The sequence below is a fragment of the Clostridia bacterium genome, assembly GCA_035628995.1.
Lineage (GTDB): Bacteria > Bacillota > Clostridia > Lutisporales > Lutisporaceae > BRH-c25.
In genome coordinates, this window is the sequence record DASPIR010000035.1 from 87,276 (window position 1) to 99,571 (window position 12,296).

Annotated in this window: 11 protein-coding genes and 1 other annotated feature; of the genes, 7 read left to right on the forward strand and 4 right to left on the reverse strand. The window is 41.3% G+C overall.

Annotated features, from left to right (window positions below):
* Window positions 1-24 precede the first annotated feature (24 nt).
* The 5 genes from VEB00_17345 (at window position 25) to menA (ending at window position 5,755) form a co-directional block, all read left to right on the forward strand.
* On the forward strand, window positions 25-1,035 hold the full coding sequence (locus VEB00_17345) for an aldose epimerase family protein (protein HYF84771.1): 1,011 nt from the start codon (window positions 25-27) through the stop codon (window positions 1,033-1,035).
* Window positions 1,035-2,993 (forward strand): beta-galactosidase, encoded by a 1,959-nt coding sequence (locus VEB00_17350; protein HYF84772.1) that lies wholly within the window; start codon window positions 1,035-1,037, stop codon window positions 2,991-2,993. Before VEB00_17345 ends, VEB00_17350 begins: the two co-directional genes overlap by 1 nt.
* Window positions 2,994-3,995, forward strand: coding sequence for a LacI family DNA-binding transcriptional regulator (locus VEB00_17355; protein ID HYF84773.1), 1,002 nt, complete (start codon window positions 2,994-2,996; stop codon window positions 3,993-3,995).
* 93 nt (window positions 3,996-4,088) lie between these two features.
* Window positions 4,089-4,772 (forward strand): hypothetical protein, encoded by a 684-nt coding sequence (locus tag VEB00_17360; protein ID HYF84774.1) that lies wholly within the window; start codon window positions 4,089-4,091, stop codon window positions 4,770-4,772.
* A gap of 26 nt (window positions 4,773-4,798) precedes the next feature.
* The gene (gene menA, locus VEB00_17365) at window positions 4,799-5,755 is read left to right on the forward strand and encodes a 1,4-dihydroxy-2-naphthoate polyprenyltransferase (GenBank protein ID HYF84775.1); all 957 of its coding nucleotides are present in this window, start codon (window positions 4,799-4,801) and stop codon (window positions 5,753-5,755) included.
* A 146-nt stretch (window positions 5,756-5,901) separates the two neighbouring features.
* Here menA and VEB00_17370 read toward each other — a convergent pair whose 3' ends face one another.
* Both VEB00_17370 and VEB00_17375 read right to left on the reverse strand, forming a co-directional pair.
* Entirely contained in the window at window positions 5,902-6,432 is a 531-nt protein-coding gene (locus tag VEB00_17370; GenBank protein HYF84776.1) for a tryptophan transporter, read from the reverse strand.
* A 128-nt stretch (window positions 6,433-6,560) separates the two neighbouring features.
* Window positions 6,561-6,829 (reverse strand) — a binding site (T-box leader).
* A gap of 242 nt (window positions 6,830-7,071) precedes the next feature.
* Window positions 7,072-8,628 carry an ABC-F family ATP-binding cassette domain-containing protein gene (locus VEB00_17375; protein HYF84777.1) on the reverse strand — a complete coding sequence of 519 codons (1,557 nt, stop codon included), beginning with the start codon at window positions 8,626-8,628 and terminating at the stop codon, window positions 7,072-7,074.
* 178 nt (window positions 8,629-8,806) lie between these two features.
* Between VEB00_17375 and VEB00_17380 the strand changes: the two genes are divergently transcribed.
* Both VEB00_17380 and VEB00_17385 read left to right on the forward strand, forming a co-directional pair.
* Entirely contained in the window at window positions 8,807-9,244 is a 438-nt protein-coding gene (locus tag VEB00_17380; protein HYF84778.1) for a hypothetical protein, read from the forward strand.
* Between the two features lie 66 nt (window positions 9,245-9,310).
* Window positions 9,311-10,606, forward strand: a complete 1,296-nt coding sequence (locus VEB00_17385; protein ID HYF84779.1) for a M15 family metallopeptidase — start codon at window positions 9,311-9,313, stop codon at window positions 10,604-10,606.
* On the opposite strand, the gene VEB00_17390 is transcribed toward VEB00_17385, so the two are convergent.
* Window positions 10,603-11,409 (reverse strand): Cof-type HAD-IIB family hydrolase, encoded by an 807-nt coding sequence (locus tag VEB00_17390; protein HYF84780.1) that lies wholly within the window; start codon window positions 11,407-11,409, stop codon window positions 10,603-10,605. The genes VEB00_17385 and VEB00_17390 overlap by 4 nt on opposite strands.
* A gap of 3 nt (window positions 11,410-11,412) precedes the next feature.
* Window positions 11,413-12,045 (reverse strand): phosphoribosyltransferase family protein, encoded by a 633-nt coding sequence (locus tag VEB00_17395; GenBank protein HYF84781.1) that lies wholly within the window; start codon window positions 12,043-12,045, stop codon window positions 11,413-11,415.
* Window positions 12,046-12,296 lie beyond the last annotated feature (251 nt).

A 12,296-nucleotide genomic window follows, 5' to 3' on the forward strand; every position in this document is an offset into this window, starting at 1 on the left:
TATTGTATAGGGAGTATCAAAAGAATGGAAGATAAGGATATAGCTCTGATAGCCTTGAGGAACAAAAATAACATTGAATTGAAGCTTATGAGCTATGGGGCTTCAATTGTCGAGCTTCACACTCCTGATAGAGAAGGTAGACTTGAAAACATCGTACTTACTTATGAGAATATGGATGACTATATCAAAAATATCCCTTATTTCGGAGTTATAGTCGGAAGGACCGCAGGACGAATTGGAGGAGGAAGCTTCAAGCTTTCCGGGGAACAATACCAATTGGACAAAAATGCAGGTATTAATAATATTCATGGGGGCTCAGGGGGATTCAGCTTCAAAAACTGGGATTATAGCATATCCGAAAAGGAAGATAGAGCAAGCGTTGAGTTCACATGCGTCAGTAAGGATATGGAACAGGGCTATCCTGGGAACCTTGAGGCTAAAGTAATATATACCTTGACTGAAGACAATGAGCTGATTATTGAATATCAAGCGCTTTCAGACAAAGACACTATCTGCAATCTAACTAACCATAGTTATTTCAACCTTTCAGGGAATTATAAGAGAAAAGTCACGGAACAGCATCTAAAGGTAAAGTCTGATAGCTTCCTTGAGACGGACAACAATCTGGTCCCTACGGGAAAAATACTGGATGTTAAGGATACTCCCATGGACTTCAACAGTGAGAAGCTTATTGGGAGAGATATTGAGAGTGATTATTTACCGCTGCGAATTGCCAACGGTTATGACCACCCATGGCTGCTTTCCTGCAAGGAAGCACAAGTGGAATTGCATGATGAGCAGAGCGGCAGAAAGATGACTGTTAGTACTACATACCCATGTGTAGTTATATACACCTACAACTTTGCTAATAATGAGAGGCTTAAGTATGATAAAGCAGGAAGCAAGTATGACGGCATATGCTTTGAGACCCAGTATGAGCCGGATGGTATTAACCATGAGGGTTTTAATTCAGCGGTGCTTTCTGCGGGCAGCAGCTATAATGAAAGAACGGTGTTCAAACTGGAGGTATTATAGTGTACTTGGGAGTGGATTATTATCCTGAACATTGGGATAGAGACATGGTGGATGATGATATGAGACGGATGGGTGAAATGGGAGCTAATATCATCCGTATCGGAGAGTTTGCCTGGCATATGATGGAGAGCTCGGAGGGACACTTTGACTTTTCATTTTTTGATATGGTTATCAGTAAGGCCAAGGAGCATAATCTCAAGATAATGTTTGGGACTCCCACGGCCACATTTCCTGCATGGCTTGCTGCAAAACACCCGTCAATTCTATCAAAGGATGAATATGGTCATATCAGGGTGTTTGGGGGCAGAAGGCAGTATTGCTTTAATTCACAGACTTATAGAGAATACAGCAGCAAAATTGTAGAGAAGCTGGTTTCTCACTATAGAACTGAGGAAGCTGTAATTGCATGGCAGATTGACAATGAATTCGGTCATGAAGGCAGTGATATGTGCTATTGTGAACAGTGCTGCGACGGTTTCAGGAAGTTTTTGAAGGATAAATACAAGGATGTTGAAACACTGAATAAGATTTATGGAACAATTTTCTGGGGACAGACCTATAATTCCTTTGATGAGATTCCGATGCCCCAGCCAACAATTACTACCCATAATCCTTCACTCAGACTGGATTGGGCAAGATTTAGATGTTACTCAGTAAACAGCTTTGGAAAGCTCCAGATTAATCTGGTAAAGGAGCATAAGGGAGCCCATCAGCAGGTCACTCATAACTTTTCGGGAGGTTTCTTTGACAAGTCGTATGATCTGAATATAATGGCGGCGGAGCTGGATTTTGCAGCCTATGACAACTACCCTGTCTGGGGAGGCTTGATGGAACCGCTGGCACCGGCGCATATTGCCATGACTCATGACTATATCAGAGGGTTAAAGAAGAAAAATTACTGGATTGTGGAAGAACTCATGGGTGCTCAAGGACATAATGTGATAGGCTACCTGCCCCGACCTGAGCAGGCTAAGCTGTGGGCTTACCAGGCAATGGCCCATGGCTGTGAAAATCTGCTTTTCTTCAGGTGGAGGGGAATGACACGGGGAGCGGAACAGTTCTGCCTAGGAATAATAGATCAGGACAATGAGACAGGCAGGAAGTTTTATGAAGTGCAGTCCTTTATGGAAGATGTGCGTAAGTATGAAAGGGTGCTGCAGAGTGAAATCAAATCAGATATTGCGGTACTGTATGATTTTGATAATATCTGGTCCTGGCATTGCCAGCAGCAGTCTTCCGAATTTGATTTCACCAATGAACTGGTGCGATTATATACCCCATTTTACAGCTTGAATGCAGGCATGGATGTAGTGAGCACTAGAGTAGGCTTTTCTGACTATAAGGTGCTTATCGTACCTGTGATGCAGATTATAGATGAGGAGCTTTCCGAACGCCTCAGGGAATTTGCGGCAAAGGGCGGCACTGTCCTATTTTCCTTCAGGTCAGGAGTTAAAGACAGGAATAATAATATAAATTTTGGGCAAGTATTTCCATGTAATATAAGAGATTTTGCAGGAATTTGTATAAAGGAAGCAGAATCCTTACAGGCAGGACAGGAAGTGCAAATCCTTGGGCAGGGAAAGCATAATGGCAGGAGCGGATACTGCCGGGTATGGCGTGATATAATAACCACTGAATCCGCAGAAGCTCTGTATAATTACTCTGACAGATTTTACAGCCAGAATGCCTGTATAACGGTAAATGAGTATATTAAGGGAAAGGTTTACTATATAGGCGGTGGAGCAGATGGTGAGACACTGAAGAGCATTGCCAAGGAAATAGTTTCATATTGCGGCATCCGCCATTTGGAATCCCCGGAAGGGCTGGAAGCTTATACAAGAGATTGTGATGGGGAAGAGTGGCTTATCATGTGCAATCATACTGATAGGGAAATTGTGTATGGCGATATAATATATAAACCATTTGAGAGCAGGATAACTTTGAAAGGAAGAGTTTAAATGGCTACTTTGAAAGACATTGCAAAACTGGCAGGAGTATCATTGGCAACAGTATCTCGGGTATTGAACCATGATGCAAGTCTCAACGTTTCTGATGATACAAGAAAAAAGATTTTTGAAGTAGCAGAAGAATTGGGATACCAGACTATGAGGCAAAGAAGCAGAAACCTCAATAAGAGGATTAGAATAGGAGTCATTCACTGGTATTCGCAAAAAGACGAGCTTGGAGATCCCTATTATCTTTCTGTGGCTAAGGGAATTGAAAACGAATGCTTCAATAAGAAGGTTGAATTTGCTTCTATTTTTAAAGATGGGGAAAAATATGCCACAGGTGAGCTTGATGACCTGGACGGCTTCATTGCTATAGGAAAGTTCAGTCAAGAGGATATACAGGGACTTTCAATGTTTTCCAAGAACATAGTCTTTATTGATTCCTCACCCAATGAAAAGGTATATGATTCAGTAGTCGTTGATATAAAGAGCGCAACCAGGGAAGTGCTGGAGCATATGTTCGGTCGCGGACACAGAAGGATAGGCTTTATCGGAGGAAGGGAGTATGTGGGCAAGCAAAAGGAACCTTTAGTGGATGAGCGGGAAAGGACATACCGTGATTTTACCAAGGATAAAGGCATATATGACGAGAGGAATATCTATATTGGTTCTTTTACAACGGAGGCGGGCTACAGCATGATGAAGAAAGCCATTGAAAAAGGGGAAATCCCTACTGTATTTTTTGTGGCCAGTGATTCAATGGCAATGGGTGTCATACAGGCGTTGTACGAATCGGGCTTAAATGTACCTCATGATGTCGGCATAGTAAGCTTTAATGATATTCATACTTCCAAGTATCTGATACCTCCCCTCAGCACTGTTAGAGTACATACGGAATTCATGGGAGTGACTGCAGTAGGACTGCTGCTGGAGAGAATAAAGGAAAAAAGGGATATAGCCAAAAAGGTCATACTTCCTACAGAGCTTATTATTCGAGAAAGCTACAGATAGAATAGATGCCCTTTAATAAGAAAGATGTCTAATCATAGACATCTTTTTCACTTTACGGTAAACTAGATATAACACGTTTGAAGGGGGATGCAAGTGAAGAAGATAATAAAACGTATAGCAAAGCTGTACTTAGGACTTTTTCTATATGCTTTGGGGATTGTAATGACTATCAATGCCAACCTGGGTCTCGCACCGTGGGAGGTATTTCACCAGGGGCTTTCAAAGAATATAGGTATAACAATGGGGCAAGCAAGCATATATGTGGGAATAGTATTTGTGATACTGGACAGCCTCTTTGGAGAAAGATTGGGCTGGGGGACACTGTCAAACATGATATTTATAGGAGTTTTTTTGGATATACTAATGCTTAACCACTTGGTTCCGGTATTTCAGTCGCTAGCTCCGAGGTTTATTGAGATGCTTCTGGGCATGTTTACAATTGGTATGGCGAGCTACTTTTATATAAGTGCCGGACTGGGCTCCGGTCCAAGGGATGGATTGATGGTCGCCCTGACAAAAAGGACCACCAAATCAGTCAGGTTCTTAAGAAATTGCATCGAATTCAGCGTTCTTACCATGGGTTATGTCCTTGGGGGCTCGGTAGGGATAGGAACTGTTGTTATGGCATTGTCTGCCGGATATTTTGTACAGTTTGCATTTAAAATCTTCAAGTTCAATATTAAGGAAACAAAGCACAGGTTTATTGATGAGGATATAAAATACTTGTATGACAGGTTTTTTAGTGATAAGAAAAGCAAAGAACCAGAAAAACAATAGAGATATTTACATAAAGGAGAATAAAAATGTCATTGGTAAGCTTTTTGAAGCTAGTAGAAATACCGACGAAGGTGGCAAGTGTTATACCCTTTGCATTGGGTACGCTGTATTCCGTCTACCGCTTTGGAAGGTTCAATCCCAAGAATTTTATAATGCTGTTTATAGCACTGATATCCTTTGATATGGTTACAACAGCAATAAATAATTACTATGATTACAAGAAAGCGCATAAAACCCATGGCTATGGTTACGAGAGCCATAATGCCATAGTAAGCTATAATTTGAAGGAGTCAACGGTTTTATTTACAATATTCTCGCTGTTGGCTGTTGCCTCTGTATTCGGCTTTTTGCTGTTCTTAAATACCACACCTGTTACTTTGCTGTTGGGGGCTTTGTCCTTTGCTGTAGGAATACTATACTCCTTTGGACCTGTACCTATATCCAGGACGCCTCTGGGAGAAATGCTTTCAGGCTTATTCATGGGCTTCTTAATTGTATTCATATCCATATATGCACATGTTTATGATATGGGATTAGTTAATTTAGCCTTTGACGGAAGTATGCTTGGTCTAAGCTTCAACCTGAAGGAAGTGCTTTATATCTTTCTGCTTTCAATACCTACGGTGAGCGGTATTGCAAACATTATGCTGGCAAACAACATATGCGATATTGAGGATGACCTGGAGAACAGGCGTTACACTCTTCCAATCTATGTGGGAAGGGAAAAAGCACTATCAATATTTAAAGCCTTGTATTACATAACCTATTATGACTTGATAATACTTTTGCTTTTGGGTATAACTCCTGCCGCAACAGCGCTTACGCTTCTTACCTTCATACCTGTAAACAGGAATATCAGCAGCTTCTATAAGAATCAGAGCAAGAAAGATACATTTGTATTAGCTGTTAAGAACTTTTTAATCATAAATGCAGTACAACTGCTTGCAATTGGCGGGACGTTAATTATTGAAAAGCTTTTTTAATTAAAGGTACAGGTACGGGTAACACTGGGCACACGGATATTTCACGGAATAACACGGTTAATTATTATATTTTTACCCGCCGTGTGTTCCGTGGATTTTCGTGTCTTTAGTGTTACCCGTACTCCCGTTCTCTATATCACATTATTTTATAGTTCTTTCGATTGAACGAATTTGGCTCCAGTTGCTTTAATTGCGAGCTTCGCAGTATTATAAACAACTAGTGTAACAAATATGTTTGTTACTGCAGTAGGAAGCACTATACCTGCAAAGAGTACTGAGAATGGCGCTGGCAGCCCGACCATAATCAGTGCGGTATACAAGAATGTAGTGCCGCTTATTATAGTTCCTATAAAGGCGATTATGCCTGTTGATATCTGCTTGAACTTCAGTTTGTCGAATAGCTTTATCATCAAGTATACACAGAGGCAGGTCACTATTTTATCTACAACATTTGCTATCTGCCCACCCGGGAAGGTAGTGGTCAATGCAGTGATGAAACCGCCAAGAAGAGCGGTAAGTATTGTGCTTTTAAAATCCCTGCTGATTAACAGAGCAACAAATATGAAGGAAAGCATTAGGTCAAACTTCATATTTCCTATTGTACCCGGTACTATCTGGTGCATTATATAGCCTATGGAAAGCAGCAATGCTATAAGAATATTTTTTCTCAAATTCATAATATATCTCTCCTTTTAATAATTTATTTGATTTGATATTGTTACTGGTATTATTAAAAGTTCACAACATTGCACTCACCCCCTAATAAAAATATAAAAATACAAAAAACAAAAACCTTCCATCCCTATAAAGGGACGGAAGGTATATTTCCGCGGTACCACCCAGTTTAGACAAAAGATCTGTCTCTCTTATTAGATACGGAGCTTATAATTCAGCTCGATATCCCGATTCTGTAACGGGAATCCCCCGGCTTCGGCTAATTCCTCCGGAAGCTCCGGAAGGTTCGCCTGACTTCTCACAAGTCCATTCACTGCATATCCTGTTACCGGGCTTGCACTATTCCCGACTCGCTGAAAACTCAATATCGCAGATACTAATCTTGTTCATAGAATTTAGAAAATTTAAACTTTTTAATATAATAACATGAAACGCTGTATAGGTCAATAGATATATTTTTGCTATGTGCTTCGTGCATTCTTTGGTATTCCTATAGGGTATAGTTTCGAGTTTCGCGATTCAAGAAAGCTCTAAGAAGTGATACTTAATTCCATTGCCTATTGTCCTGCTTCAGAGTCTTACGTAAAAAACACGTGGCACGCGGCACGAAGCACGAGGCAAAACTAGCAGAGCCAAGCTATTTATACTATTTTCGTAGTCCAGGTCTCGCAGTTCCATACTTCACTCACAATATCGCTGTAGAATTCCGGCTCATGACATATAAGCAGCATGCTTCCGCCATATTCCATAAGAGCACGCTTGAGCTCCTCCTTGGCATCCACGTCCAAGTGGTTGGTCGGCTCGTCAAGGACCAGTATGTTAGTCTCTTTGTTTATCAGCTTGCATAGACGTACTTTCGCTTGCTCTCCTCCGCTCAGCACCACAATCTTGCTCTCGATATGTTTTGTGGTAAGGCCGCACTTTGCCAAGGCTGAACGTACCTCGTACTGGTTGAGGGACGGGAAGTCCTTCCATACCTCTTCGATGCAGGTGCTGTAGTTGGCTTCCTTTATTTCCTGCTCAAAATAGCCTATGTGCAGGTAATCTCCGAGCTCTACGCTGCCGGAGATTGAATTTATTTCACCAAGTATACTTCGCAGCAGTGTAGTCTTTCCAAGTCCGTTCGCTCCCACAAGAGCTATTTTCTGACCTCGCTCCATTTTCAGGTTCAAAGGTTTTGACAGAGGCTCGTCATACCCGATGACCAGATCTTGAGCCTCAAAAATCAGCTTGCCTGAGGTTCTTGCTTCCTTAAAATAGAACTCAGGTTTTGCCTTTTCCTTGGCCAGCTCGATTACTTCCATCTTATCCAGCTTCTTCTGTCGGGACATTGCCATGTTCCTGGTGGCGACTCTGGCTTTATTTCTGTTCACAAAGTCCTTGAGGTCAGCGATTTCAAGCTGCTGCTTGTTGTAGGCAGCCTCAAGCTGAGATTTTCTAGCCTCATATACCTGCATGAAATTATCATAATCTCCGACATAACGGTTCAACTCCAAGTTCCCCATGTGGTATATGAGATTAACTACGCTATTGAGGAATGGAATATCGTGGGATATAAGTATGAAAGCATTTTCGTATTCCAGAAGATATCTCTTCAACCACTCAATGTGCTTTTCATCAAGATAGTTGGTAGGCTCGTCCAACAAAAGTATATCAGGCTTCTCCAGAAGAAGCTTTGCAAGGAGTACCTTTGTACGCTGTCCACCGCTCAGCTCCTGCACTTCCTTATCAAGTCCTATGTCCACCAAGCCTAATCCACGTGCTGTTTCTTCAACCTTTGAATCGATTATATAAAAATCGTTATGCTCCAGAGTTTCCTGTATGGTTCCCATATCCTCAAGGAGCTGCTCCAATTCCTCTGGTGATGCAGAGGCCATTTTGTCGCATATTTCATTCATTTCTGCCTCAAGGTCGAAAAGATATTTGTATGCGGTTTTCAGCACATCTCTTATGGTCATTCCCTTTTCTAAAGTAGTATGCTGATCAAGATAGCCGACTCTGACACGTTTTGACCATTCCACCTGACCATCATCAGGCTCAAGCTTTCCTGTGACTATATTCATAAAAGTGGACTTGCCTTCTCCGTTTGCACCAATGAGTCCGATATGCTCTCCCTTCAGCAATCTGAAGGAAACATTATTGAATATCGCACGGTCGCCAAATCCATGGCTTAGATTTTTAACTGTAAGTATGCTCATTTTTGACTCCTCTCTTTGAAAGCTCTCTTAACTCATACATAATTGATTATATATGAGTTAACCGCATTTTCAAAGAGAAAACTCAAAAAGTCAGCAGAGAACTTTTTGGTAAAGGACTAAATTATATAATGCTGGCATAATATGAAATAATTTGTATCATAGTTCTGGAATTTTATTCATGGCATTGATACAGCTGCTTACAATGCTTTCAGCCAAAACACACATTATAACCAAAGCAATCGGGCAGGGGAAAACAGTAGGTATTATGGCAGGTACAATTTGTGCAAGCACATTATTGCTGGTATTCACTGACAGCCCTTTGCTGAGCGTACTGCTTATTGCCTTTGTCGGTCTTTCCAATGCTATTATAATGCCCATTTCATCCGACATTCAGAACAAATCAATAAGCACTTCGGACAGGGCGACAATTCTATCAGCATATGCAATGACCATAGATATAGTATCAGTGGTTATAAACCTTGCAATTGGAAAATCAGCAAATCAGTCAATACAGCTGACCTTTGTAATATGCAGTGCTTTCGCGGCAGCAGCACTGCTTCCAAGCTTGTATTTCTTCAAAAAAACCGGTGGGGATATGGCAAGAAAACAATGGTAAATAGGCGAAATTTTTGATATAATCGAAGAGGTAGGTGGTTTATGTCGAATATCGTTGGAGGGGCGAATGAGGAAGGTATTTATACTACTATTGACAGTTTTTTTGATATTTAATACAATCGTATTCGCAGATGAATCAGTTAATAATGGAGAAGAGAACATTTTAGCTGCCTTTTCAGTAGACCCCGAATTTGCAAGTGATTCTATTACAATAAAGCTTTCAGAGATGTCCAGGGGGAGCTCCTTAAGCTTCTCCTACAATCCGGATACGGAATTTATATATGCAGTGGACGGTAAATACAGGATTTCTATTAAAGTGCTGGACGATAATATTGAGGTCAATGAAACGGCTTTTGTGCTTAATAATATCAAGGGAATGGACATGTCTATTCCGTACCGCTTCAAGGCTTTCATATATATAGGCAGACAGGATGCAGCGAAGGATTCATACAAGAGTGTGCTAGACCCACAAGTGTTTTTCTCCGGCAAAGAGGTTGTCGCTGTATTGGCTGAGGCTACAATGGAGGTTATAGATGGTACGGCACATTTTGTTGTGCGAAAATCTGGGACAAGCATCCATGCAATAAATAAGAAGAATGTTGACAGTAACTTGGATAATACCATGCTTCTGGTAAATAAGAACAATACCTTAGACCAGAGCTATTTTCCTCCAGGTCTGATTTATTCAAATCCTTTAAGAGGCAGGACAACCGTCAACTTGAGGCTGAACAAAGAAGCAATGAAGCAGCTGAATTATATGCTGGACTCTGCTTATCGTGATGGAGTTTCGGGGATGGTAATAACAAGCGCCTTTAGGACCTTCGACAAGCAGACAAGCCTTTTTAATAATAAGACAAGCATACTGTCCAGAAAAATGAATCGTAAGTCTGCAATGGAAGAGGCTTCGAAGGTAGTGGCAATACCCGGCTCCAGCGAACACCAGACAGGTCTTGCTGCCGATATATGCAGTGAGAGAGTAGGGTTGGTCAGTAATTTTGCAAATACTAAGCAGGGCAAGTGGCTGGAGGATAATAGTTGGAAATATGGCTTCGTAGTCAGATATCCAGAAGATAAGTCAAAGATTACCGGTATAATATACGAGCCTTGGCATGTCAGATATGTCGGGAGCGTTCATTCGGAGATCATGAAGGCAAATAACATGTGTCTTGAGGAATATGTAGAATATCTGAAGAAAAACAAGGTAATAAGCTTCAGTGATAGCAGCGGCAGCAATTATTCTGTCCAATACATCAATAAGCAGGACTTTAATGCGGTCGGGGTGACATTGAGTCTTCCGGAAACCTCTACATGGAATATTTCAAACTGTACAAAGGACAGTTATGTATTAACAATAAAGCTCTAGTTTGCAGCACCTAATATGAACCTTTCCAATACATGCCTTACTCCATCCTCATCATTGGAACGGGTAACATAATCTGCTGACTTCTTAAGGTAATCGGGAGCGTTGCCCATTGCGACGCCTAGCCCCGCATACTGCATCATGTCCATATCGTTGAAGTTGTCGCCTATTGCGATGACTTCTTCTTTTTTGATGTTAAAGTGGGTTGCAAGGAATTTAAGAGCATGGCTTTTGTTGGCCTCCTTGTGCACTACCTCGATAAACCAGGGCAGTGAGGAATAGATGTTCAAAATATCCTCATAAGTTTTATAAATAGTTTCGGAGTGATATTCGAGGGCTGATGTATTCTTGCAGCTTACCATTATTTTTATAACAGAATCATCAACTGCTGATTTCAGGTCATCGATTATCCTGGGCTCCGACTTGTCAATCTCTTCATGTATGTGCAGGTTATGAGATCCACTCGTGTATATCTCATCATCCTTGTATAAGCTTAAATTAAGGTCGCTGGAAATGCAGTATTCAAGTATTTCCATACAATGCGCCTGTGAAAGAGCCTTTTTGTGATATTCCCGGCCTGTTCTTGAACACTTGATCAATGCGCCGTTACAGGTTATCAAAGGAACATCCAGCTGAAGTTCAAGAGCAAAAGGCAGTGCAGCAGGGTACATTCTTCCGGTAGAAAGTGTTACAATCACTCCGAGGTCTATTACTTTCCGTACTGTCTCGATTGTTTCCCTGGATATCTTAAGCTCCGGTGTAAGCAGGGTGCCGTCCATATCTATAGCCACCATCTTGTATTGCATAGTCTACCTCCCTAAGTCATTTATAATCTCTGCAACCTCTTCGTCGCTAACCTCGCTGAAATTTTTATAGTGCATACCGACAGCATAGAATTCTTCAGGTACTTCCAAGCATATTACCTCATCAACTTCCCTCGAAAGCTTTTCCACTGTATCCCGAGGTGCTACAGGAACTGCAACAATAACCTTATTCGCCCCTTGCTTCTTGATAGACTTTATCGCAGCGAGTATAGTAAAGCCAGTCGCAATTCCATCATCAACAATTATGACGGTTCTATCCTTCACATTGGGAAAATCATCAGTTCCCCTATATTCTCTCATCCGCCGTTTGATTTCATCCAATTGAAATGCAGCTTCTTCCTCTATGTATCTGTTTGAGACGCCGAGCATATCAACATAGCCTTCATCGGTAAAATAGCTCCCGTCGTAGGATACTGCTCCTATGGCGACTTCCTTGTTATGGGGTGCGCCAATCTTCCGAGGAATGATGAGATCCCATTCCAGGGCAAGCTCCTTTATCATTTCATGAGCTATTACAACACCGCCTCTAGGCACAGCAAGGATTAACGGATTTTCGCTTCTGAACCTTTCCAATTCCTTTAACAGCTTTCTCCCAGCGTCTTTTCTATCTGTAAACATAGCATCACCCTTCAAAATAATATACTAGTAGTCTTAGTAAGTGGGAGATATTTATTCCTTTACTATTAATGTTTTATTAATGACAAGCTATCCAAAATAAGAACAGCCACGTCATAGCCACATATGAGTATACAAAAATTGATGGCACTAATTCTCTCCGCCTAAGAAAAGTCTAACGCCTTCCAATATCCATCCGTGGACGTGGAAGGCTTGCTTCGGCGTCCTGCCTCGCATACGACTTTTCTAAGGCT